Below are 21,355 nucleotides of genomic sequence, written 5' to 3'. Positions count from 1 at the left end.
GTGGGGGGCCTCCCGGGTGGGGACGTCGTCGCGGCCCGCCGGGCAGGGATCGGGGGGACGGGGCGCGATGTCTTGGTTAGGTAAGGCTAACCTAATGACTTTCGCGACTCCCGCCCTCCGGAGGGTCCGTCACAGCACCCCCACAAGACGCGCAGGTGCGTCACGCGGCCGCTCGCGCCGCTTCCTCCCTCAGCTGCTCCTCACTCAGGCCCCGCCGCCAGTAGCCGGTGAAGGTGACGCGCCCGCGGTCGAACTCCCGCTCACGGACGAGGTGGCGGCGCAGCCCGCGCACCCCTGAGGCCTCACCCGCGATCCACGCGTAAGGGGTGCCGTCGGGCAGTTCGGCGGCGCGCACGGCGTCCACCGCGGAGGGCGCGCCCTCGTCCCGCACGAGCCAGGTGATGTGGGCGTCGGCCTCGGTGCGGATCTCCAGCCGGTCCCCGGTGTGCGGGACCTCCAGCCAGACCCTGGCCCTGATCCCGGCCGGCAGCCACTCCAGGGCGGCCGAGGCGGCGGGCAGTGCCGTCCCGTCGGCGCAGATCAGCACCCACCCGGTGTCCTGCGGCGGCTGGAAGCGGACCCCGGTGTTGTTCTCGCCGGTGGGGCCCAGCACGGTGAGCCGCTGCCCGGGGGCGGCGGCCTCCGCCCAGCGGCAGGCCGGTCCGCCGTGCTCGTGCAGGGCGAAGTCGACGTCGATCTCGGTCGAGCCGTCCGCGGCGTACCGCTGGGCACGCACGGTGTACGAACGCATGACCGCCCGGACGTCGGCGGGCAGGGCACGCCAGGCCTGGAACCACTCACCGTTCTCGTCGACCGGGACGACGGCCTCGGCCTGGCCCGGGTGGGGCAGGAAGAGCGAGAGGCTCTGGTCCCGGCCGCCGGCGACGAAGCCCTCGCTCCCCGGCCCGCCGAAGGTGATCCTCCGCATCGACGGGCTCAGTCGGCGGGTCCGCAGGACCGTCAGGCCGAAGAACCGGAAAGGGGCGACGGCGGGTGCGGTCGCGGTCGTCATGCGGGGTCCTCCCGGGAACCGGAACGGCGGGGCCCGGCCGGGAGTCACTCCCGGCCGGGCGGTAGGTCAGCTGACCTTCTTGGCCTTCTCGATGGCCTCGGCGAGGGCGTCGAGGATCGGCGCGCACTTGTCGTAGGAGTAGATGGGCTCCGTGGTGCGCGGGACGACCTGGCCGGCCTTGACGGCGGGCAGTCCGGCCCAGGTCGGCTTGGAGGTCAGGGCTTCGGGCTGGAGGGCCGAGGAGCGGTTGTCCATCATGATGATGTCGGCGCCGTACTTGTCGACGTTCTCCCAGCTCAGCTCCTCGAAGAAGCCGGCCGCGTTGACCTTCGGCTCGACGAACTGCACGCCGAGCTCCTGGAAGTACAGGGTGTCGGCGGACGTCTTGGCGAGGGACACGTAGAAGAGGTCCTGGCTCGCCGAGCCGACCATGACCTTGATGTTCGGCTTGGACTTGGCGGCGGCGCGCAGCCGGGCCGCCGCCTTCTCGAACGCGGCCTTGGCGTCGGTGACCTTCTTGGACCTGACGTCGGCGCCGAGGGAGGCGGCGAGGTCCTCGTGCCGCTGGATCGCCTTCGGGACCGTGGTCTGCGCGGCCCACAGGGCGACGCTCGGGGCCAGCTTCAGGATCTTGTCCTTGGACTGGTCCGGCACGTACCAGAGGGCGTCCTTCTCCCACATGGCGGTGACGAGGAGTTCCGGCGCGAGACCGGCGTACTTCTCGACGTTGAACTCGCCCCAGACGTTGCCGAGCACCTCGACCTTGTTGATGTCCAGGTCTCCGGCCTGCACGTCGGCCTTGCCGTCGGAGGTCTTCGTCGGACCGAAGACGCCCTTCACCTCGACGCCGTAGTCGTGGAGCGCGGCGGCGACACCGATGAACGCGACGATGTTCTTCGGCGCGGAGTCGGCCTTCACCGTCTGTCCGCGGTCGTCCTTGAAGGACCAGGGGCCGGATTTCTCCGCACCCGAGCCCGAGGCGGAGTCCTTCTCGCCACCGTCGCCGCAGGCTGCGAGGACGGCGCCGAGGCCGACGGCGCCACCGGCGGCCAGCAGGCCGCGGCGGGAGAGGGAGCTGGTCCGGAGGTTGGGCATGAGTGTGTCTGCTTTCGTACGCGCCCCAGGGGCGCCCGCTGCGAATTCGAGGGAAGGCTAGCCTAACCTCACATATCGCAGGTGGGGAGGGCAAGGGGGAGCTGTCGTTCCGTTACCGGCCCGCGGGAAAGCCGCCTCCCCCGTGACCAGGGAAGGCGGCTGTCGTGGACGTCCGGGCTCAGCCGGTGGCCGGCGGGAGGCGCAGCATGTCGATGTCCGGGCACACTTTCGCGATCGCGCGGAAGTCGTCGTCCACGTGCAGCACGGTGAGCCGGTGCTGCCGGGCTGTGAGAGTGATGAGGATGTCGATGGGGGAGGGGCCCCTGTGGTGGCCGGTCCGCACGAGCTCCCGCTGTACTCCGATGATCCTCGCCCAGGGGTCGTCGAGGGCGGGCACCCGTCCGGAGGTCTGGCCGAGCATGGTGAAGAACGGTTCGTGGTCCCGGTCCGCCCGCAGGGCCGGCATGAGGGGCCCTCGGTGTCTCAGGCGTCCATGCCCAGCTCCCGGGCGATCAGCATGCGCTGGACCTCGCTCGTGCCCTCGCCGATCTCCAGGATCTTGGAGTCGCGCCACATGCGGGCCACCGGGTACTCGTTCATGAAGCCGTAGCCGCCGTGGATCTGCGTCGCCTCGCGGGCGTTGTCCACCGCCACCGTCGACGAGTACAGCTTCGCGATCGCCGCCTCCTTCTTGAACGGCTCGCCTGCCACCAGCCGCGAGGCGGCGTCGCGCCAGCCGACGCGCGCCATGTGCGCCCGCGTCTCCATGTCCGCGATCTTGAACTGGATGGCCTGGTTGGCGCCGATCGGCTTCCCGAAGGCGTGCCGCTCCTTCGCGTACTTCAGCGACTCGTCCACACAGCCCTGCGCCAGGCCCGTCGAGAGCGCCGAGATCGCGACCCGGCCCTCGTCCAGGATCCGCAGGAACTGCGCGTAGCCACGGCCCTCCTCGCCCAGGAGGTTCGCCGCCGGGACGCGGACGTCGGAGAAGGACAGCTCACGGGTGTCCGAGGCGTTCCAGCCGACCTTGGAGTACGGGGCGGCCACCGTGAAGCCGGGGGTGCCCGACGGGACGATGATCGCGGAGATGCGCGGGGCGCCGTTCTCCTTGCGGCCGGTCACCGCCGTCACGGTGACCAGCTCCGTGATGTCCGTACCGGAGTTGGTGATGAAGCACTTGGAGCCGTTGATCACCCACTCGCCGGCGGCCTCGTCCAGCACGGCCGTCGTCCGCGTGCCGCCCGCGTCCGAACCGCCGTCCGGCTCGGTCAGCCCGAACGCGCCGAGGGCGTCGCCCGAGCAGAGCCTCGGCAGCCACCGCTGCTTCTGCTCCTCGGTCCCGAAGCGGTAGACCGGCATGGCGCCGAGCGACACCCCGGCCTCCAGGGTGATCGCCACGGAGGAGTCGACCCGGGCCAGCTCCTCCAGGGCGATCCCGAGGGCGAGGTAGTCGCCGCCCATGCCGCCGTACTCCTCGGGGAAGGGCAGGCCGAACAGGCCCATGCGCCCCATCTCCCGCACGATCTCGTACGGGAACTCGTGGCGCTCGTAGAAGTCGCCGATCTTCGGGGCGATCACATCGTGTGCGAACTCCTCGACGGTGCGGCGCAGTTCCTCGTGCTCGGCGGTCAGCCGGTGGTCAAGGGACATGGGTGCTTCACTCCTTGTGGGACAGCGCGCGGACGGTACGGGAAGGGCTCGGGCGGCCCAGCTGTTCGGCCATCCACACGCTTGTGGCGGTGAGTGTGCCGAGATCGACCCCGGTTTCGACACCGAGGCCGTCGAGCATCCACACGAGATCCTCGGTGGCGAGATTCCCGGTCGCGCTCTTCGCGTACGGGCAGCCGCCGAGGCCGCCGGCCGAGGCGTCCACCGTCGTCACACCGTGCTGGAGCGCGGCCAGGGTGTTGGAGAGTGCCTGGCCGTACGTGTCGTGGAAGTGCACCCCGAGGCTGTCGGTGTGCACGCCCCGCTCGTTCAGCCGGGTGAGCAGCTCCCGCACATGGCCCGGGGTGGCCACGCCGATCGTGTCGCCGAGCGAGAGCTCGTCGCAGCCGAGGTCCGTCAGCGCCCTGGCGACCCTCACGACCTGTCCGACGGGAACGGCGCCCTCCCACGGGTCGCCGAAGCACATCGAGAGGTAGCCGCGTACGTGCACCCCGGCGTCCTTGGCGCGGGCCACGACCGGCTCGAACATGGCGAGCGACTCGTCCACCGTGCGGTTGAGGTTGCGCGCGGCGAACGTCTCGGTCGCCGACCCGAACACCGCGATCGACCGGGCACCGAGTGCCAGCGCCCGGTCCAGGCCCCGCTCGTTCGGGACGAGGACGGGCAGGGCCACGTCCCCGACGTCCGCGATCTCCCCGAGCATCGGGTACAGCTGTTCCGCGTCCGCCAGCTGGGGCACCCACTTCGGGTGGACGAAGCTGGTCGCCTCGATGGTGGAGAGCCCGGCCTCCGCGAGACGCCGGACGAACTCCGCCTTCACCTCGGTCGGTACGACGGACTTCTCGTTCTGCAGTCCGTCGCGGGCGCCGACCTCATGGATACGGACCCGGGGCGGCAGCCCGGGCGCCCGCACCGTCATGGGCAGTCCGGAGCCGGTCACGATTCCTCCCTCGGGGCCACCACGGCCAGGATCTGGTCCATGGCGACCGTGGCACCGGCGGTCACGTCCAGCTCGGTGACGGTTCCGGCGTGCGGGGCGGAGATGACGTGCTCCATCTTCATCGCCTCGACCACCAGCAGGCTCTGCCCGGCCACCACCTCGTCCCCGACCGCGACCTTCACCACCGTGACGGTCCCGGGCATGGGCGCGGCGAGTGTGTCCACGCCCGATCGCGCGGCGCCGCTGAGGGACGCCTCCACCGGGTCGTGGTCCTGGACGTGCCAGGCGTCACCGTCCCGGCCGAGCCACACCCCGTCCGGGGAGGCGGCCCGGCTGAACGTGTGGGTCAGTCCGTCGAGTTCGACGACGACACGCCGCCCGGACGCCTCGACCAGCCGGGACCTCTCCGCGCCCGGCAGCGACGGCACCGGGCCGCACGGGTCCGCGGGCTCCCGCCGGTCCCCGGCGTGGCCGAACGTCAGCCCGGCGGTGCCCCCCGCGGCCGTACGCACACCCACGCGCACGGGATCGTGGCCCGGGACCCTGAAGTGGTGGAAGGTTTCCGCGGGCGTGCCGCCCAGCCGCCAGCCGCTGGGCACCGAGAACGGGTCGACCCAGGCCGCGCCCGGCGCCGGACGCGGCTGCCGCAGCAGCGCCGCCGCCGCGTACACCTCCTCCGGCACCCCGTCCGGCACCAGGCCGTCCGCCTCCCGCTCCACGAGGCCGGTGTCCAGCTCGCCCGCGACCACCGCCGGATGGGCGAGCAGCCGGCGCAGGAACCCGGCGTTCGTCGGCACGCCCAGCACCACCGTGTCCGCCAGCGCCGCCCGGAGCCGGCGCAGTGCCGTGGGCCGGTCGGGACCGTACGCGATGACCTTCGAGAGCATCGGGTCGTACGTGCTGCCGACCGGCACGCCCTCGCTGAGCCCCGAGTCCGTCCGGACCCCGCCGCCCGCCGGCTCGTGCAGGGCGAGGACCGTGCCGCCGGACGGCAGGAAGCCGCGCGCCGGGTCCTCGGCACAGACCCGCGCCTCGACGGCGTGACCCGTCAGTGTGATGTCCGCCTGCGTGTACGGCAGCCGCTCGCCGGAGGCGACCCGCAGCTGCCACTCCACCAGGTCGAGGCCGGTGATCAGCTCGGTGACCGGGTGCTCGACCTGGAGGCGGGTGTTCATCTCCATGAAGTAGTACGAGGACGGGTCGCTGCCCGGGACGATGAACTCGACCGTGCCCGCGCCGACGTACCCGCAGGACCGGGCGGCCTGTACGGCGGCCTCGCCCATCGCCGCGCGCGTCGCCCCGTCGAGCAGCACCGAGGGCGCCTCCTCGATGATCTTCTGGTGCCGGCGCTGGAGCGAGCACTCGCGCTCGCCCAGATGGACCACGCCGCCGTGGCCGTCGGCCAGGACCTGGATCTCGATGTGGCGTGGCCGGTCGACCCACCGCTCCACCAGGAGCGTGTCGTCGCCGAAGGAGGCGCGCGCCTCGCGCCGGGCCGCCGCGATCTCGTCGGCCAGCAGCGACTCCTCGCGCACCAGCCGCATGCCCTTGCCGCCACCGCCCGCCGACGGCTTCAGCAGCACGGGCATGCCGATCTCCCGCGCGGCCGCCGCCAGTCGGGCGTCGGTGAGCCCGCTGCCGGAGGAACCGGGCACCACCGGGACCCCGGCCGTGGCCACGGTCTCCTTGGCGCGGATCTTGTCGCCCATCAGGGAGATCGCCGATGCGGGCGGGCCGATGAAGACGAGCCCCGCCTCCGCGCACGCCTGGGCGAAGCCCGCGTTCTCGGCGAGGAAGCCGTATCCGGGGTGGACCGCCTCGGCGCCGGTGCGGCGGGCGGCGTCCAGCAGCCGCTCCACCGACAGATAGCTCTCCGCGGCGGGGGCGGGCCCGATCCGGACCGCCGTATCCGCCTCCCGTACGTGCCGGGCGTCCGCGTCGGCGTCGCTGAAGACGGCGACCGACCGTACGCCGAGCTCGCGCAGGGTCCGGATGACCCGGACCGCGATCTCGCCACGGTTGGCGACCAGAACAGTGCTGAACATGGAGGTCCTCACATCACATCCGGAAGACGCCGAACTGGGGGTCGCCCAGCGGGGCGTTGGCACACGCGGTCAGGGCGAGCCCCAGCACCTGCCGGGTCTCCACCGGGTCGATCACGCCGTCGTCCCAGAGCCGGGCGGTGGCGTAGTAGGCGCTGCCCTGCTGCTCGTACTGCGCGCGGACCGGGTCCTTGAAGGCCTCTTCCTCCTCGGCGGGCCACTCCTCGCCGCGGCCCTCGATCTGGTCGCGCTTGACGGTGGCGAGGACCGAGGCGGCCTGCTCGCCGCCCATGACCGAGATCTTCGCGTTCGGCCACATCCAGAGGAAACGGGGTCCGTAGGCCCGGCCGCACATGGAGTAGTTCCCGGCGCCGTACGACCCGCCGACGACGACCGTCAGCTTCGGGACGCGGGTGCACGCCACGGCCGTGACCATCTTGGCGCCGTGCTTGGCGATGCCCCCGGCCTCGTAGTCCCGGCCGACCATGAAGCCGGAGATGTTCTGGAGGAAGACGAGCGGGACGCCCCGCTGGTCGCACAGCTCGATGAAGTGGGCGCCCTTCTGGGCGGACTCCGAGAACAGGATGCCGTTGTTGGCGACGATGCCGACGGGGTGGCCGTGGATCCGGGCGAAGCCGGTGATCAGCGTCTGGCCGTACTCGGCCTTGAACTCCTGGAAGCGCGAGCCGTCCACCACCCGGGCGATGACCTCCCGCACGTCGTAGGGCGTGCGGGAATCGACGGGCACCGCCCCGTACAGGCCCGCGGGATCCGCCTTCGGCTCCTCGGCGGGCTCCACGGACCAGGGGAGCGGGGCACGCGCGGGCAGGGTCGCGACGATGTTCCGCACGATCCGCAGCGCGTGCGCGTCGTCCTCGGCGAGGTGGTCGGTGACCCCGGACGTGCGGGAGTGGACCTCGCCGCCGCCCAGCTCCTCCGCCGTGACGACCTCACCGGTGGCCGCCTTCACGAGCGGAGGGCCGCCCAGGAAGATGGTGCCCTGGTTCCGGACGATGACGGCCTCGTCGCTCATCGCGGGGACGTACGCCCCGCCCGCCGTGCACGAGCCGAGCACCGCCGCGATCTGCGGGATGCCGGCGCCCGACATCCTGGCCTGGTTGTAGAAGATCCGCCCGAAGTGGTCCCGGTCGGGGAACACCTCGTCCTGCATCGGGAGGAACGCACCCCCCGAGTCCACCAGGTACAGGCACGGCAGCCGGTTCTCCAGGGCGACCTCCTGGGCCCGGAGGTGCTTCTTCACCGTCATCGGGTAGTACGTGCCGCCCTTGACGGTCGCGTCGTTGGCGACGATCACGCACTCCCGGCCGCTGACCCGTCCGATCCCGGCGATCACCCCGGCGGCCGGAGCCGCGCCCCCGTACAGCCCCTCGGCCGCGAGAGGCGCGAGCTCCAGGAAGGGCGAGCCCGGATCGAGCAGGGTGTCCACCCGCTCGCGGGGCAGCAGCTTGCCGCGCGCCACATGCCGGGCGCGGGCCTTCTCACCCCCGCCGAGCCGTGCCGTGGCGAGCCGCGTGCGCAGCTCCTCGGCGAGCGCGTGATGCGCCGCCTCGTTGGCCTGCCAGGCCTCCGAGGCGGGATCGGCCGCGCTCACCAGGACCGGTGCCTGCTGCATCCTGTCGAGCCCCCTTGCCGTACCGCTGAGCCGGATAAGAGTTAATGAGCGTTAACGCGCCTGGCGCTCAGGTTAACGAGCGCTAACCCGCCTGTCTAGAATGAATCCCCATGAGCACCCATGCCGCCGCCCGAGTCGCGGCCCCCACCCGCCGTGAGCAGATCCTCAGGGAGGCGGCGCGCCTGTTCGCCGAGCGCGGCTTCCACGGTGTCGGGGTCGACGAGATAGGGGCGGCGGTCGGGATCAGCGGCCCCGGCCTCTACCGCCACTTCCCCGGCAAGGACGCGATGCTCGCCGAGCTGCTCGTCGGTATCAGCGAGCGCCTGCTGGCCGGCGGCAGGCTGCGCGTCACCGAGGACGGCGCCTCCCGGGACGGTTCCCCCGGCGCGCTCCTCGACGCCCTCATCGAGGGGCACATCGACTTCGCCCTGGACGACCGCCCGCTGATCACCCTGCACGACCGCGAGCTGGACCGCCTGCGGGACTCCGACCGCAAGCGCGTGCGCCAGCTCCAGCGGCAGTACGTGGAGGTCTGGGTCGAGGCCGTCCGCGCCCTCTACCCCGCCCTCGCGGAGAACGAGGCCCGCGTCACCGTGCACGCGGTGTTCGGGCTGCTGAACTCCACCCCTCACCTGACCCGGCCCGAGGCCCTCCCGGACCGCACGGCCACGGCGGCCCTGCTGCACCGCCTGGCGCGGGGCGCCTTCGAGGCGGCGGCGGCCTGACCCGGCGGCCCGTCAGGCCCCCTCCTCGTCCTTCACGCCCCTGATCTCGTCGAGCGACTCCTGCATGGCCGCCCGCGCGCGGGTGAACCAGTCCGTCAGTACCGCGATCTCCTGGGGCCCGTAGTCGGTGAACAGGACGCCCAGGCGGGCGTAGAACGGGCCGTACACCTCCAGGACGCGCGCCTGCGCCGACTCCTCCATCACGACGTGCACCCGGCGCCGGTCTCCCGGGACCGGCCGCCGGTGTGCGTAACCGGCCTTCTCCAGGCGGTTGAGTACGCCTGTCACCGCGCCGGTGGTCAGCCGTGCCCGCTCGGCGAGGTCACCGGCCGTGAGTGACGTTCCGGCCATGGCGGCCTCCATCACGAACCCCAGGCAGGTCAGGTCGGTGGTGTTCAGGCCCAGCCGCCCGGCGATGTCGTGCTGCCCGAACTGGGCGAGCGCGATCATGCGGTCCATCGCCCGCAGCGCCTGGTCGGCCGTCGCCTCCGGGCGCTTCTTGCCGTCCACGCAGATTCCCCTTAGGATCTAAGTAACTTAGCTCGTAAGCTATTGGTCCCGGGCCGAATCCCGGTCGCTGAACTATCACATTCCGAGGAGCCGACGTGAGCGCACATGGTGACCACGACCTGGGCCACACCGTGGCCGGCTGGACCGGTACCGCCATCGGTGTCACGGGCGGCGCGGTGCTGGGGGCGGCCGTGATCACCACGTCCGCCGCGCTGCTGGTGCTCGGCCTCGCGGTCGTCGTGCTGGCCGCCCTGACCTGCTGGGCACTGCACCTGGCGGGGTGGGGCAAGCCCACGGGGCCGCGCCCCAGGGACCAGCAGGACTGGCGCTCCCGCGACACCGCGGCCCGCCACGGCCACCCCGGGTGCCTCGGCTGCCGGATGGCGGGCCGGGGCAGGGTCCGTCCCGCCGCCACCGTCCCGCAGGCCGTCCCGCACCCCGTGGCGTCGGACGGTGACGGGTCCGTCGCCGGGGGCCGGGTGCCGGCCCGGGCCGTGTGAGCGTGCGGCACCCGCGGTCCAGGGTTCCGCCGTACGAGACACCGGGCACACAGTGCGTCGCCGACGGCACAATGGGTGCATGCCGATACCCAGCCGCGCTGCCCTCGTCGAGCACCTCGTCCGCACCCGTATCGCGGGCGACGTCGCCACGCCCCGCGACAACAACCTCTCCCACTACCGTCAGCTCGCCAACGGCAACCGCCACTTCTGGCTGGGGCTGGAGCTCGGCGACCGCTGGCTCGACGAGCAGGACGTGCTGGCCGTGATGGCGGAGCGCTGCGGCGTCAACGACGACCCGGAGCACCGGCAGGGGCAGGACACCATCGACCCGGAGCTGACGGTCGACGCCCTCGACCGCATGGCGGCCCGGCTGCGGAAGGCGGCGGCGGGCAGGGAACGGGTGCTGCTCGCGACCGGGCACCCGGGCGGACTCCTCGACGTGCACCGGCAGACCGCGAACGCCCTGCGGGCCGCCGGCTGCGAGATCGTACGCATCCCCGGGGGCCTCATGGCCGACGAGGGCATGGTCTTCCAGTTCGCCGACGTCGCGGTGCTGGAGCGGGGCGCGACCCTGTGGCACACGCACTCCCCGGTCCCGATGGCCGCCATCCTGGACGGCCTGGAGCGCGAGGGCCGGCCGCAGCCCGACCTGGTCGTGGCCGACCACGGCTGGGCCGGGTGTGCGGGGCAGCGCGGGATCGACTCGATCGGCTACGCGGACTGCAACGACCCCGCCCTCTTCCTGGGCGAGGCGGAGGGCACCCTCCAGGTCACCGTGCCGCTGGACGACCATGTCGCCGACCCGCGCTACTACGACCCGATGACCGACTACCTGCTGGACGCTGCCGGGCTGCTTCCCTCCGCCGACCGGGCGTGACGCCCGGACGGACGGCTGGTGGGTCAGCGGGTCCGCGCCCGTCGGTCCTCGCGTGGCCGCAGGCGGACGGGCAGTGACCGGTGGCCGTTGCTGATCAGTGAGGCCACCGGTCCCATGTCCCCGGCCTCCGGCACCAGTTCGGCGTCCGGGAAGCGGGCGAAGAAGGCACTCAGCGCGGCCTCCCCCTCCATCCTGGCCAGCGCCGCACCGAGGCAGAAGTGGATCCCGTGGCCGAAGGCGAGGTGCTCCTTCGTGATCCGGGTGACGTCGAAGGTGTGCGGGTCGCGATGCCATCCCGGATGGCGGTTGGCGGCGGCGTAGGAGGCGAGGATCGCGTCGCCCTTGGCGATGGTCCGCCCGTCGGGCAGCGGGATGTCGGCGACGGCGTACCGCAGGGGCAGGTGCTTGACCGGCGGGGAGTGGCGCAGGGTCTCCTCCACCACGTCCAGCCACGACGCGCGGCCCTCACGGACGTGGGCGAGCTGGCCGGGGTCGGTCAGCAGGGTCGTGATGCCCTGGTCGATCAGGTTGACGGTGGTCTCGTAACCCGCGTTGATCATCAGCAGGAGCGTGTCGCGCAACTCCTCCTCCGCCAGCTTCTGCCCGTCGACGCCCTCCTCGCCCAGGGCGATCAGCACCGACGCCATGTCCTCACCCGGCTCGGCCCGTTTGGCGGCGATCAGCGCGTCGAGCATGGAGTACAGCTGCCCGGCGTTGGCAGCGGCCTCCTCGGGGGTCAGCGTGGTGGCGAACACGTCGTTGACCAGGACGCGGAACTCGTTGGCGCGGTCGTCGGGGACCCCCAGGAGCCGGCCGATGACCGCTATGGGCAGCGGATAGGCGAACCGGTCCCGGAGGTCCGCCACGTCACCCGGGGGAGTGGTCTCCAGACCGTCCAGGAGGCCCTCCACGATCCCGTCGACCGTCGGCCTCAGCGCCGCGATGCGCCGGGCACTGAACGCGGGGGCGACGATCCGGCGCAGACGGCGGTGGTCGCCTCCGTACGCGGTGAACATGTTCGCCGCGGCGATCCACAGGGCCAGCGGCCACGTCCGGGCGGCCTCCTCGAAGCCGGGCCAGTGCCGACGCGCGTCCTTGGACACGTCAGGACTGGTCAGCAGCTCCTTCAGCAGGGCCGGGTCGGACACGGACCAGGCCTCCACTCCGAGGATGTCGATACGTGTCGCGGGGCCCTGGGCGCGTAACAGCTCGTGCTCGGCGTCAGCGTCGCGGGCGGCGGGGTCAAGGACGATGGGGGCGGGATGCTGAGGCACTGCCGGTCCTCCTGGAGTGGGAAAGGGATCGCCCCGGTCCTACCCGTCGCGGCGAGCGCCGACCCCGTCTCACGCGGCACTCTCACATTCCGGCGCACGACCGGCTCCTCCCGGACCGCCCCGCGCCCGTCTCAGCCGCCGGAGCGCGCCGCCGACCGCTGCGCGCGCCCCGGTGTCGGATCCAGGTACACCCGCTGGATCGACGGGTAGCGCTCCCGCAACTGCTGCTCCGCCTCCTCGCACGCCCACTCGATCTGCGCGGCCGTCGACGCGTCCCGGAAATCGATCTTCGCGGCGACCAGCAGTTCCGATGGGCCCTGGATCAGCGTGGTCAGCTCCACCACCTCGACGATGTGCGGCACGGACAACAGCTCCTCACGCACCCCGGCCCGCATCCCGGCCGGGAGCGGCCGGCCGATGAGCAGCTGGGCGTTGGACCGGCAGAGCACCCATGCCACGTACACCAGCAGTACGCCGATGAGGACCGAGGCGATCCCGTCCCAGACGCCGGATCCGGAGAGCTGCCCGCCGAGCAGGCCGCCGGCCGCCAGGAGCAGTCCGGCCAGGGCCGCCGAGTCCTCCATCACCACGGCCTTGACCGCCGTGTCGGGGGTCCGGCGCAGGTAGCGCGGCGCGGGCATCCGCAGCCGGGCGGCCTCGCCCCGCACCTGCCGGACACCCGTGCGCAGCGAGAAGCCCTCCAGCAGGAAGGCGACCGCGAGCACGAGGTACGAGACGAGCGGATCGCCGAGTTCCTCCCCCTCGATCAGCGTGTGGACGCCGTCGTACAGGGAGAACACCGCGCCGCCGACGAACGTCGCGACGGCGGCGAGCATCGCCCAGATGTAGCGCTCGGGTCCGTAACCCAGCGGATGGTCCTCGTCCGCAGGCTTCTCGCTGCGCCTGAGGGCGGTGAGGAGCATGACCTCGGTGACGGTGTCGGCGACCGAGTGCGCGGCTTCCGAGAGCATGGCGCTCGACCCGCTGATCAGCCCCGCCACCAGCTTCGCCGCCGCGATTCCGAGGTTGGCGGCCGCCGCGACGACGACGGTGACCGCGGACTCACCGCCCTCGGTCCGGCCGTCACGCGTGGCGTCGCTCATGGAGGGCAGTATGTCCGAATGTGCGGCTTCAGTCCCTCGGGACGCGGACCAGACCCTCCTGGATGACGGTGATGGCCAGCTTCCCGTCGGCCGTCCAGATCCTGGCCTGGCCGAGACCGCGCCCTCCGGAGGAGGAGGGCGACTCCTGGTCGTACAGCAGCCACTCGTCCGCCCGGAAGGGGCGGTGGAACCACATCGCGTGGTCCAGGCTGGCGCCCACCACGTCACCGACCGACCAGCCGCCCCGCCCGTGGGCGAGCAGGACGGAGTCGAGCAGGGTCATGTCGGAGACGTACGTCGCCATGCACACGTGCAGCAGGGGGTCGTCCGCCAGCTTGCCGTGCGTCCGGAACCAGACCTGGGAGCGGGGCTCCCGCGGTTCGCCGGCGGTGGCGAACGGCGGGGCGTCGACGTAGCGCAGGTCGACCGCGGCGCGGGCCTCCAGCAGCCGGTCCACCATGCGCGGGTCGGCGAAGCGGTCCGCGTACGCGGGCAGCATCCGGGCCGCCGTGGGCAGCGTCTCCGGGTCCGGGGCCGGGGGCATGACCGCCTGGTGGTCCATGCCTTCCTCGTGGACCTGGAACGAGGCCGAGAGGTGGAAGATTGGCTTGCCGTGCTGGACGGCGACGACCCGCCGGGTGGTGAAGGACCGCCCGTCCCGGATCCGGTCCACGCTGTAGACGATCGGCGCCCCGGGGTCCCCGGGGCGCAGGAAGTACGCGTGCAGTGAATGGGCGCCCCGGTCGTCGGGGACCGTGCGCCCGGCGGCGACCAGGGCCTGGGCCGCGACCTGGCCGCCGAAGACGCGGGGCACGACCGCCGAACGGCTCATGCCCCGGAAGATGTCCTGCTCGATCTGCTCCAGGTCGAGCAGATCGAGCAGGGAGTCGAGTGCTGCGCTCATGGGGGAGAAACGCAGCCGTTCTCAGAGACCCATGGACTTGGCGATGATCGACTTCATGACCTCGCTGGTGCCGCCGTAGATGCGGTTGACCCGGTTGTCCGTGTACAGGCGGGCGATCGGGTACTCGTTCATGAAGCCGTAGCCGCCGTGCAGCTGGAGGCAGCGGTCGATCACGCGGTGCGCGACCTCGGTGCAGAACAGCTTCGCCGAGGCGGCCTCGGCGGGCGTGAGCTCGCCGGCGTCCAGCGCCTCGATCGCCCGGTCGCAGACCGCCTCGGCCGCGTCGACCTCGGCCTTGCAGGCGGCCAGTTCGAACTTGGTGTTCTGGAACGACGCCACCGGCTTCCCGAAGACGGTGCGGTCCTGCGTGTACTGCTGGGCGAACCGCACGGCGGCCTTCGCCTGCGCGTACGCGCCGACGGCGATGCCCAGACGCTCCTGCGGGAGGTTCTGGCCCAGGTAGGAGAAGCCCTTGTTCTCCTCGCCCAGCAGGTCCTCGACGGGCACCTTGACGTCGACGAAGGCCAGCTCGGCGGTGTCGGACACCTTCAGGCCGAGCTTGTCGAGCTTGCGGCCGACGGAGTAGCCCTCGGACTTGGTGTCGACCACCAGGAGCGAGATGCCGTGCCGGCGGTCGTCGGCCTTGGGGGCGTCCGTGCGGGCGCAGACGATGACCTTGTCGGCGTGCACACCGCCGGTGATGAAGGTCTTGGCGCCGTTGAGGACGTAGTGCGTGCCGTCCTCGGAGAGCTTGGCGGTCGTCTTCATGCCGGCCAGGTCCGAACCGGTGCCCGGCTCGGTCATGGCTATCGCGTACATGGACTTGCCGGAGACGAAGTCCGGCAGCCAGCGCTTCTTCTGCTCCTCGGTCGCGTACGCCTTGAGGTACGGCAGGCAGAGCAGGACGTGCACCCCGGAGCCGCCGAACGAGATGCCCGCGCGGGCGGTCTCCTCGTACAGGATCGCCTCGAACTTGAAGGACTCCACGCCCGCGCCGCCGTACTCCTCGGGCACCTCGATGCCGAAGATGCCCAGCTCGGCGAGCTTGTAGTAGAAGTCGCGAGGCGCCTGGCCCGCCGCGAACCACTCGTCGTAGACGGGGACGACCTCGGACTCGATGAAGGCGCGGATGGTCTCCCGGAACGCCTCGTGGTCCTCGTTGTAAACCGTACGGCGCACGGGATGCCTCCTGGTGTCAGCTTCAGCGTCGGTCGCAGTGGCTAAGCGCTTGCTCAGTCCTGGTCAAAAGTTACCCGGGGGTCACGGCGACTGTCCAGGGTGATGCTGAGCACGCCGGATCCCCGCGGGGATGGAGGCGGTGCTTCCGGGGCGGCCGAGGGCGCTCCCGACAGCGGAGAGTGAGCCGGCGGAGCGCCCCGTACACATCGATGGCGGGCGGCGGCGGGCAGGCGCACAGTGAGATGAGGAGCCGGCGAGGCCCCGAGCAGCCTCGTCGCAACAACCCTCTGTGAGGCAGTCATGGCTGATGTCGAGTCCCTGGGCGGGAGCGCAACCACAGGCAGGAACGGTGAGCGGTCAGGGCGTGGCAGGACCACCATCGCCGACGGCGTGGTGGCGACCATCGCCGGAATCGCCATCCGCGAGACGGACGGCGTGCACTCGGTGGGCCGGGGAGCGTCCAAGGCGATAGGCGCCGTGGCGGGACGCGTGGGCGGTTCCTCCGGTGGCGGACGCGGGGTGAAGGTCGAGGTGGGGGAGTCGCAGACCGCGGTCGACGTCGACATCGAGGTCGAGTACGGCATCCCGATCCATGAGCTGGCCGACCGGATCAGGGCTCAGGTGACGGACGCGGTGGAGACGATGACAGGGCTGGAGGTCGTCGAGATCAACATCAACGTCTTCGACGTCCACGTCCCGGGCGACGACAGCGACGACGAGGAGAGCGGTGGCCGGACGTCCGCACGCGTGCAGTGAGCCACCGCCGCGCCGGCACCGGCGGCACCCGGGCGTGGGCGGCGCCCTGGCCCGCCGGTGAAGGCCGGCGGGCCAGGGCGGGGAGGCGCGGTTCAGCCGTGCGGCTGCCCGGTCACGACACCCAGCGGGCGCACGATCCGGAGCTCACCCAGCGGTGGGAACAGACAAGCGGTGGGACACCGCATGCCCCGCATCGAGCACGCCGCTGAACCGGGGAGGTGCGGGGGAGGGCGTCGTGGAGGAGCCTGCCGCCCTCCGGCTCACGGCGGAGGGCGGGGCTGCCGGGCGGTCAGGAGTCGGAGACGGCGGCGACGCCCTCGATCTCCACGAGTTGGTCGTGGTATCCGAGAACGGTGACGCCGAGCAGCGTGCTCGGCACGTCGTGCTCGCCGAAGGCGTCCCGGACCACCTTCCAGGCGGTGACCAGGTCCTCCTGCCGCGTGGAGGCGACCAGCACGCGCGTGCTGACGACGTCCTCCAGACCGGCTCCCGCCGCCGCGAGAGCGGTCCGCATGTTCTCGACCGCCTTCGCCGCCTGGCCGGCGTAGTCGCCGACGGCCGCCGTGGACCCGTCCTCGTTCAGCGGGCACGCCCCGGCGAGGAAGATCAGCCGTGCGTCGGCGGGTGCGGTGGCGGCGTAGGCGTACTCGGCCACGTCGGACAGGGCGGTGGAGCGGATGAGTTCTACGACGCGTGGCATGGCATCCCGTTCGTCTCGGCTGGGCTGGGGGTCCTATGCCTAGCAGACCGTCCTCGGTCGCCTCCTCCCTGTTTCCTCCCCGGCGCATTGCCTAGGCTGCCGGGATGGGTGACCTCTACGCAGTCGACCTCGCTCTCCACCTCCGCGCCACGGTGCCGGGCACCGTCGTGGACGAGCTGAGACGGCATCTCGGCATCGCTGCCGATACCGGCACCGGGTGGACGGACGGAGCGGCGGAGACGCCGGAGGACGAACCGGCCGGACCGCAGGACGCGTTCCCCCTCCTCGCCGGGCGGGGGCCGGCGGCGCGCATCGGAGGGGTGCTGGTGGGCGAGCTGTGCCGGGCGGACGGCGGATGGGCTCTGACCGTGCGGCAGGAGGTGCACGCGGAGTGCCTCCCCGAGCTGGACCCGCTTCTCGAGCGGCTGGCGCGGCACTCCGGCACCGAGGGTGTCATCGGACAGATCCGCTTCTACGAGGACCATGTGCCGGACCTGCTGATCAGCGAGTCCGGGACACTGGTGCGGATGTCCCTGAGGCCTGACGCGAGCGACGCCGCCCCGGCCCGTCCGCCGGGGTAGGCCTCCTCGTGCGAGGGGTGCGCTGACGCGGCAGTGGTCAGCCCATCGCGCGCAGTACCAGTCGCACGACGCCCACGAAGCCTCGCCCGATCCAGCCGAGCAGTCCCGTCTCGACGGCCAGCTCGGCGGCGTCCATGGCCTGGTCCCCCCGGTCCGCCGCCCCGGGACGGCACCTCGGACAGGAACGGGGCCAACGGCGCTTCCCGGCCCCGCACTTCCCGCATCTCGCCATACCTTCGACTCTCCCTTCCGGTGTCCTGACCCCTTCCTCAGGCGCCGGCGCCGGCGGTCCGCCGCGCCGTCCGCCCGCGAGCCCAGCGGTAGGCGGCACCGAGCGCCAGCGCCTGGACGAGGGCCCCGACGGCGACACCGGCGAGCGGCAGCGAACCGGGAAGGGCGGCGAACAGCAGCGAGGTGGGGGCGGTCACGAGGAACAGCCAGACCCCGGCGAAACTGCCGTCCGTCTGCTCGACGAGGAGTGTGTCGAGCCCGACCCATGTCCCGACAGCCGCCACCACGGCCAGGTAGCCCAGGGCGGCGGGGTTCACCAGGTTGCGGCGAAGGGACCGGGACAGGGGGCGCGGCGTGGCAGCCATCTCTAACTCCGTTGTGAGAAAACCATATTGGTCGGTGTGAGGCACACGATGCCGCCGGGAGGGTGGCTGCGGCATGAGTACCCATACCTATGTTCGTGCGACGCCTGCCACTCGGAGCGCCGGCCGGCCGCGGCGAGACGGGAACGCGTCGGCGGAGCACGCCCGAGGGCGGTTCAGGACGTGCGCCCCCGCAGCGCGAACCACAGCTCCGTCCGTACGTCCATGTCGTCCAGGTCCATGTCCAGCAGCGCCGCGCACCGGGCGACGCGCTGGCGGACCGTGTTGCGGTGGACCTTCAGGGCCACCGCCGTGCGGTCCCAGCTGCCGTGCAGGCTCAGCCAGCAGCGCAGGGTCTCGGCCAGGGGTGCGGTGAGGGGGGCCAGGAGGGTGCGGGCGTGGGCTTCGGCGAGGCCGGCCGGGACCAGGGCGGCCAGCCCCTCGCGACCGGCGCGGTGCCTGGTCAGCGGCCTACGGGTCGCCTCCGCGTGGCCCAGGGCGCGGGACGCCTGGGCGTCGGCGTCGGGCAGGGCGCCGGCCGGAACGGGCTCGGACACGCCCAGGGTCCAGCCGGGCTGCGGGGCCACCGCCTCGCGGACGCCCGGAAGCAGGACCCGTACGGTCTCCCGCTCCACGTCCGACAGCGCGGAGCCCAGCGCCGCCCCCAGGGCCCCGGCGTTCAGCGGGCCGGCCGGGGTGCCGTCGGCGCGGCGGGCGTGGACCACCGTCCAGGAGTCGCCGTCGTCCAGCAGCGGGGCCACGTCCCCCGGGGCGGCGCCCAGCATGAGCCGCACCAGCGCCGCCGAGCGGCCCGCCGCGTCGGCGCCCTGGTGCGGGGCGGTGAGCAGCGAGAGCAGCACGACGGCGATCCCCGTGACGGTGTGGTCACCGGAGTCGCGCCGGGGCGTCGCCAGGGCGAGGGCCAGTCCCTGCCCGCCGCCGAGCGCGTACGCGAACAGATGGGTGCCGTCCCTGGTGTCGGTCGCCGACGACGGACTCGGCTTCCGGGCGGAGGCGGCGGTGTGCGGCGCCGTGGGAGCCACCACCCGGGCCAGCCGGGCCAGCGCCGTCCGCACGTCCGGTGCGGTCCGCCCGCCCGCCGTGTGCAGCACCTCGCCGTCCGCCGTGAGGAGCGCGACCCGGCCGTCCAGCTGTACGGCGAGCTGCCGCAGCACCGCGGGCACCGGGTCCGGGCGGGCCGCCGCCGTCGCCAGGGCCTGCTGCGCCCGGGTCACGCGGCGCAGCTCCCGGTGCCGCGCCTCCGCCATGAGCCGCCACACCGCCTGGGCGATGGCGGCGAAGCGGGTCTCGCGAGGCACCTCCAGCAACGGCAGCCCGTGCCGGTCGCACGCCTCGACCAGGGCCGCCGGCACGGTGTCGTACACCGGCGCCACCCCGAAGCCGAGCGCCGCGGCCCCGGCCTCGACCAGCCGGCCCACATAGGTGTCCGCGTCCGTGAGCTGGACGCCCGCGGTCAGCAGGAGCTCGCCGCCGAGCAGGTACGGATACGGGTCGGCCATCTCCGAGGTGTGCACCCACAGCAGGTCCGCGTGGTCCGGGCCGGCGATCCGTCGCAGCCCGAGCTCCTCCCTGGCCAGCAGCCCGGCCAGGGCGATGGGAGGGGCGGGAGGTCCGGCAGGGGAGTCCGGCATGGACGATCCATCCGATCTGCGGGGTGAGGATGGAGGAAACGTACACTTCAGCGTCGGCTTCCGGCCACCTACCGTCTTCATCACCACACCCGACCCCTGAGCGGAAACGAGACGGAGGAAAGCCCATGGCTGTCGACTACGCGGTGATCGTGGTCTATCTGGCCGGCATGCTCGCCATGGGCTGGTGGGGCATGCGCCGCGCCAAGTCCAAGAGCGAGTTCCTGGTCGCCGGGCGGCGGCTCGGCCCCTGGATGTACTCCGGGACCATGGCCGCGATCGTCCTCGGCGGGGCCTCGACGATCGGCGGTGTGGGCCTCGGCTACCAGTACGGGCTCTCCGGCGCCTGGATGGTCTTCACGATCGGCCTCGGACTGCTCGCCCTGTCCGTGTTCTTCTCGGCCCGCATCGCCCGGCTGAAGGTCTACACCGTCTCCGAGATGCTCGACCTGCGTTACGGCGGCCGGGCCGGGGTCATCTCCGGTGTCGTCATGTGGGCGTACACGCTGATGCTCGCCGTCACCTCGACGATCGCCTACGCCACCATCTTCGACGTCCTGTTCGACGTGAACCGGACCGTGGCGATCATCCTCGGCGGCACCATCGTCGTCGCGTACTCGACGCTCGGCGGCATGTGGTCGATCACGATCACCGACATGGTGCAGTTCGTCGTCAAGACCATCGGTGTCCTGCTCCTCCTCCTGCCGATCGCCGTGGTCAAGGCGGGCGGCTTCAGCGAGATGAAGGCGCAGCTGCCCACGGAGTACTTCGACCCGCTGGGCATCGGCGGCGAGACGATCTTCACGTACGTCCTGATCTACACCTTCGGCATGCTGATCGGCCAGGACATCTGGCAGCGTGTGTTCACCGCCCGCAGCGACCGGACGGCACGCTGGGGCGGCACCGTCGCGGGCACCTACTGCCTCGTCTACGCGGTCGCCGGTGCCGTCATCGGCACGGCGGCCAAGGTGATGTACCCGACGCTGCCCAGCGCCGACGCGGCCTTCGCGACGATCGTCAAGGACGAACTGCCCGTCGGTGTGCGGGGACTGGTGCTGGCCGCCGCGCTCGCCGCGGTGATGTCCACCTCCTCCGGCGCCCTGATCGCCTGCGCGACCGTCGCCAACAACGACATCTGGTCGCGCCTGCGCGGCGTGGTCGCCGGGGACGGCGGGGAGGAACGCGACGAGGTGAAGGGCAACCGGGCCTTCATCCTGCTCATGGGCGTCGCCGTCATCGTCATCGCCATCGCGCTCAACGACGTCGTCGAGGCCCTGACCGTCGCCTACAACCTGCTGGTCGGCGGGCTGCTCGTACCGATCCTCGGCGGTCTGCTCTGGCGCCGTGGCACCGCGGCGGGCGCGCTGGCGGCCGTGGCCGTCGGTGGTGTCGCGGTGACCGGGCTGATGGCGGCCTACGGCATCCTCGCCAACGAACCGGTCTACTACGGGCTGCTCGCCTCGCTCGCGGTGTACGTCGTCGTGTCGCTGGCCACGAAGCCGACCGACGCGGCCGTACTGGCGGCCTGGCGCGAGCGGCTCGCCGGGCGGGGGACCGACGACGAGCCGGCCACCCCGGACCCCGTCACCGTCTGACCGTCCGGCCACCGGTGTC

The 21,355-nt window shown here is 72.3% G+C and carries 21 protein-coding genes; 6 read left to right on the top strand and 15 right to left on the bottom strand.

Annotated features, from left to right (window positions below):
- Positions 1-160: 160 nt before the first annotated feature.
- The 7 genes from ACHFIV_RS27125 to ACHFIV_RS27095 all read right to left on the bottom strand — a co-directional run bounded on the left by ACHFIV_RS27125 (position 161) and on the right by ACHFIV_RS27095 (position 8,390).
- Entirely contained in the window at positions 161-1,012 is an 852-nt protein-coding gene (locus tag ACHFIV_RS27125) for a siderophore-interacting protein (protein ID WP_398974263.1), read from the bottom strand.
- A gap of 66 nt (positions 1,013-1,078) precedes the next feature.
- Complete coding sequence (locus tag ACHFIV_RS27120; protein WP_398974259.1) at positions 1,079-2,107, bottom strand: ABC transporter substrate-binding protein; 1,029 nt, start codon at positions 2,105-2,107, stop codon at positions 1,079-1,081.
- A 178-nt stretch (positions 2,108-2,285) separates the two neighbouring features.
- On the bottom strand, positions 2,286-2,573 hold the full coding sequence (locus tag ACHFIV_RS27115) for a hypothetical protein (RefSeq protein ID WP_398974257.1): 288 nt from the start codon (positions 2,571-2,573) through the stop codon (positions 2,286-2,288).
- A 17-nt stretch (positions 2,574-2,590) separates the two neighbouring features.
- Entirely contained in the window at positions 2,591-3,757 is a 1,167-nt protein-coding gene (locus ACHFIV_RS27110) for an acyl-CoA dehydrogenase family protein (protein WP_398974254.1), read from the bottom strand.
- Positions 3,758-3,764: 7 nt separating this feature from the next.
- The gene (locus tag ACHFIV_RS27105) at positions 3,765-4,694 is read right to left on the bottom strand and encodes a hydroxymethylglutaryl-CoA lyase (protein WP_398974830.1); all 930 of its coding nucleotides are present in this window, start codon (positions 4,692-4,694) and stop codon (positions 3,765-3,767) included.
- A 17-nt stretch (positions 4,695-4,711) separates the two neighbouring features.
- A complete protein-coding gene (locus tag ACHFIV_RS27100; protein WP_398974252.1) occupies positions 4,712-6,760 on the bottom strand; it encodes an ATP-binding protein in 2,049 nt (682 codons plus the stop codon).
- A gap of 13 nt (positions 6,761-6,773) precedes the next feature.
- Complete coding sequence (locus tag ACHFIV_RS27095) at positions 6,774-8,390, bottom strand: carboxyl transferase domain-containing protein (RefSeq protein WP_398974250.1); 1,617 nt, start codon at positions 8,388-8,390, stop codon at positions 6,774-6,776.
- A 110-nt stretch (positions 8,391-8,500) separates the two neighbouring features.
- Here ACHFIV_RS27095 and ACHFIV_RS27090 point away from each other — a divergent pair, with 110 nt between their 5' ends.
- Positions 8,501-9,115, top strand: a complete 615-nt coding sequence (locus tag ACHFIV_RS27090; protein WP_398974247.1) for an SACE_7040 family transcriptional regulator — start codon at positions 8,501-8,503, stop codon at positions 9,113-9,115.
- Positions 9,116-9,127: 12 nt separating this feature from the next.
- Here the strand turns inward: ACHFIV_RS27090 and ACHFIV_RS27085 are convergent, their stop codons facing one another.
- Positions 9,128-9,625 carry a MarR family winged helix-turn-helix transcriptional regulator gene (locus ACHFIV_RS27085; protein WP_398974245.1) on the bottom strand — a complete coding sequence of 166 codons (498 nt, stop codon included), beginning with the start codon at positions 9,623-9,625 and terminating at the stop codon, positions 9,128-9,130.
- A 95-nt stretch (positions 9,626-9,720) separates the two neighbouring features.
- Between ACHFIV_RS27085 and ACHFIV_RS27080 the strand changes: the two genes are divergently transcribed.
- Positions 9,721-10,125, top strand: a complete 405-nt coding sequence (locus ACHFIV_RS27080; RefSeq protein ID WP_398974242.1) for an HGxxPAAW family protein — start codon at positions 9,721-9,723, stop codon at positions 10,123-10,125.
- A 79-nt stretch (positions 10,126-10,204) separates the two neighbouring features.
- Complete coding sequence (locus ACHFIV_RS27075) at positions 10,205-11,002, top strand: phosphatase (protein ID WP_398974239.1); 798 nt, start codon at positions 10,205-10,207, stop codon at positions 11,000-11,002.
- Between the two features lie 23 nt (positions 11,003-11,025).
- Here ACHFIV_RS27075 and ACHFIV_RS27070 read toward each other — a convergent pair whose 3' ends face one another.
- The 4 genes from ACHFIV_RS27070 to ACHFIV_RS27055 form a co-directional block, all read right to left on the bottom strand.
- Positions 11,026-12,276 (bottom strand): cytochrome P450, encoded by a 1,251-nt coding sequence (locus ACHFIV_RS27070; protein ID WP_398974237.1) that lies wholly within the window; start codon positions 12,274-12,276, stop codon positions 11,026-11,028.
- 131 nt (positions 12,277-12,407) lie between these two features.
- The gene (locus tag ACHFIV_RS27065; RefSeq protein ID WP_398974234.1) at positions 12,408-13,379 is read right to left on the bottom strand and encodes a cation diffusion facilitator family transporter; all 972 of its coding nucleotides are present in this window, start codon (positions 13,377-13,379) and stop codon (positions 12,408-12,410) included.
- 28 nt (positions 13,380-13,407) lie between these two features.
- Positions 13,408-14,283: an acyl-CoA thioesterase gene (locus ACHFIV_RS27060; RefSeq protein WP_398974231.1), complete on the bottom strand. Its 876-nt coding sequence runs from the start codon at positions 14,281-14,283 to the stop codon at positions 13,408-13,410.
- A gap of 21 nt (positions 14,284-14,304) precedes the next feature.
- Entirely contained in the window at positions 14,305-15,462 is a 1,158-nt protein-coding gene (locus ACHFIV_RS27055) for an acyl-CoA dehydrogenase family protein (protein ID WP_398974228.1), read from the bottom strand.
- Between the two features lie 300 nt (positions 15,463-15,762).
- Between ACHFIV_RS27055 and ACHFIV_RS27050 the strand changes: the two genes are divergently transcribed.
- Complete coding sequence (locus ACHFIV_RS27050) at positions 15,763-16,218, top strand: Asp23/Gls24 family envelope stress response protein (RefSeq protein WP_398974225.1); 456 nt, start codon at positions 15,763-15,765, stop codon at positions 16,216-16,218.
- A 289-nt stretch (positions 16,219-16,507) separates the two neighbouring features.
- On the opposite strand, the gene ACHFIV_RS27045 is transcribed toward ACHFIV_RS27050, so the two are convergent.
- Positions 16,508-16,918 (bottom strand): RidA family protein, encoded by a 411-nt coding sequence (locus ACHFIV_RS27045; RefSeq protein WP_398974223.1) that lies wholly within the window; start codon positions 16,916-16,918, stop codon positions 16,508-16,510.
- A 104-nt stretch (positions 16,919-17,022) separates the two neighbouring features.
- Here ACHFIV_RS27045 and ACHFIV_RS27040 point away from each other — a divergent pair, with 104 nt between their 5' ends.
- Entirely contained in the window at positions 17,023-17,499 is a 477-nt protein-coding gene (locus ACHFIV_RS27040) for a hypothetical protein (RefSeq protein WP_398974220.1), read from the top strand.
- Positions 17,500-17,768: 269 nt separating this feature from the next.
- Here the strand turns inward: ACHFIV_RS27040 and ACHFIV_RS27035 are convergent, their stop codons facing one another.
- Positions 17,769-18,095, bottom strand: coding sequence for an SCO4225 family membrane protein (locus ACHFIV_RS27035; protein ID WP_398974218.1), 327 nt, complete (start codon positions 18,093-18,095; stop codon positions 17,769-17,771).
- 173 nt (positions 18,096-18,268) lie between these two features.
- Complete coding sequence (locus ACHFIV_RS27030) at positions 18,269-19,744, bottom strand: PucR family transcriptional regulator ligand-binding domain-containing protein (RefSeq protein ID WP_398974215.1); 1,476 nt, start codon at positions 19,742-19,744, stop codon at positions 18,269-18,271.
- 125 nt (positions 19,745-19,869) lie between these two features.
- Between ACHFIV_RS27030 and ACHFIV_RS27025 the strand changes: the two genes are divergently transcribed.
- A complete protein-coding gene (locus tag ACHFIV_RS27025) occupies positions 19,870-21,336 on the top strand; it encodes a sodium:solute symporter (protein WP_398974212.1) in 1,467 nt (488 codons plus the stop codon).
- Positions 21,337-21,355 lie beyond the last annotated feature (19 nt).

Source organism: Streptomyces sp. ALB3 (assembly GCF_044385685.1).
Classification (GTDB): domain Bacteria; phylum Actinomycetota; class Actinomycetes; order Streptomycetales; family Streptomycetaceae; genus Streptomyces.
Note: the sequence above shows the minus strand (reverse complement) of the source record. Positions and strands in the feature narration are given on the sequence as shown.